A 2,177-nucleotide genomic window follows, 5' to 3' on the forward strand; every position below is an offset into this window, starting at 1 on the left:
AGTCAATCTGTCAAATTACAGGTAATTTTAGCTGAAGAAGAAAATCCTCATACCGGGGTTAATCCTATCAGTTGGCTCCTCTTAACTAGCCTAGACATTAGTAGCTTTGAATCGGCGATAACCTGTGTGCGCTGGTACAGTTATCGCTGGTTGATAGAACGCTATCATTTTGTTTTAAAAAGTGGTTGTGGATTAGAAAAACGGCAATTAGAAACGGGTCGGAGAATTGAGATGGCCTTAGCTACCTATTCAATTTTAGCTTGGAGATTACTCTGGTTAACTTATCAAGCACGCTTACACGGAGAGGAGAGTTGTGAAAGTTTTTTGGAAGAACATGAATGGCAATCTTTGTGTGCCACTATTCATAAAAAGGGTCCGCCACCTGAAAAGCCGCCCTCCTTGGCCAGAAGCGGTCAGAATGATTGCTTCTCTTGGGGGGTTTTTAGGTAGAAAAGGCGACGGTGAACCTGGTGTTAAAACTATTTGGTTGGGACTGCGAAGGTTACATGATATCAGCGAGACTTGGAAACTATCTCATCAAATTAGTCCCCCCATAGAACCCCCTTGAGCCATCTTGCAGACTTTTCTCTTTTTGTCAAATTTTATGTTAAGAAAGATGTGACTAATGGATAGGGGGGGCAGGGGGGATCGAACCTAAAATCCATTTTTAATTTAATTATAACCAGCTACTTATCATGTTTGATTCTCCTGTTGATCTTCTCATTCTCTCCAATGGCCCTGGAGAAATATCTACATGGGTGCGTCCAGTTGTCAAGAGATTGCGACAAAACTTAACAGAAGATCGATCGCTGTTGCGGATTTCGGTGATTCTTTCCCCTTGTACTCATTCTATGGGGGCGGAAACGGAAGTAGTTAGGAAATATCCAGAGGTCGATCGAGTCCAGTCGCCAGAAAACTTCTTTAATTTTCTTTTCTGGGGAAAAACCGCCGATAATTGGGATTGGCACCCCAAGGGCATCGTTTTATTTTTAGGGGGCGATCAATTTTTTGCCCTCACCATCGGTAAACGTTTGGGTTATCGCACCGTTATCTATGCGGAATGGGAAGCGCGTTGGTATCGGGGTATCGATCGCTTTGCCGTGATGAATACAAGTGTATTAAAAAATATTCCTGAACAATATCAATCTAAATTTACCGTTATCGGCGATTTAATGGTGGATTTGCCCACTGCTATCACCCCCGATGACACTACCTTAATTGCACTCCTCCCGGGTTCCAAACCCTCGAAATTAGCCCAGGGTGTACCCCTAACCCTAGCCATTGCTGAAAAGATACACGCGCAGGCTCCCCAGACTAAATTCTTGATTCCCGTCGCTCCTACCCTAAATTTAGCTTATTTGGCGAAATTTGCCGATCCTAGCTATAATCCGATGATCACTAAAACCGGTTGGAGTGCTGCCCAATTAAAAAACGGAGAAAAACCCTATCTAGAAACAGCCAAAGGTTTAAAAGTTGACTTAATTACCGATTTTCCCGCCCATAACCAGCTTTCTCGCTGTCATTTAGCTTTAACGACGGTGGGAGCTAATACTGCCGAATTAGGGGCGCTGGCAATCCCGATGATTATTTTACTACCGACTCAGCAACTAGACGCGATGAGAACTTGGGACGGTTTACCCGGTTTATTAGCCCAACTGCCGGGGGTGGGTTCTTTATTTGCTAAGATAATTAATCTCTATATGTTGCGAAAAAAACGTTTATATGCCTGGCCAAATATTTGGGCCGGTGCCGAAATTGTTCCGGAATTATTGGGGGAATTACAACCAGAAGAAGTGGCAAATATGGCTATATCTTGGTTAGAAAATCCCGAACAATTAGAGGCTATCCGGCAAAAATTGCGGGCAGTGCGTGGGCAAGCAGGAGCAGTGGATAAGTTAGTATCTATTATTGCCGAACAACTGTCTAGTTTCTAAGCAATCAGAGAATTAAGCTTGTTGGTTATATAGCAATTCCCATAGTTGTGAGGTACAGAGTCTTAGGTTTTGAGGAGTCAGGAGTCAGGAGTTAAGATTTTGGTGTACCTCATGAGATTGGGAAACGCTATAATTAAATTGAAGATAGATTTTGGGTTCGATCCCCCCTGCCCCCCTTGATAAGCTATCCCTTATAGGGATCTTTCTTAACAATTTTTGCAGTAAGCACTCCAACCCTTATCC

1 protein-coding gene and 1 pseudogene are annotated in these 2,177 nt (G+C 43.3%); both read left to right on the top strand.

All coding sequences use genetic code 11. The annotated features are described in order from the left end of the window. Positions 1-568 (top strand): annotated as a pseudogene (locus tag PX481_RS18090) (IS4 family transposase); the annotation flags it as partial. Between the two features lie 127 nt (positions 569-695). Beyond that, positions 696-1,934 carry a glycosyltransferase family protein gene (locus PX481_RS18095; RefSeq protein WP_288058210.1) on the top strand — a complete coding sequence of 413 codons (1,239 nt, stop codon included), beginning with the start codon at positions 696-698 and terminating at the stop codon, positions 1,932-1,934. Positions 1,935-2,177: the final 243 nt, after the last annotated feature.

It is taken from the genome of Microcystis sp. M53603_WE2 (assembly GCF_030065435.1).

Bases quoted from the DNA above. Each gene is read 5' to 3' on its own strand.
- PX481_RS18095 (WP_288058210.1), top strand. From the start codon at position 696: ATGTTTGATTCTCCTGTTGATCTTCTCATTCTCTCCAATGGCCCTGGA.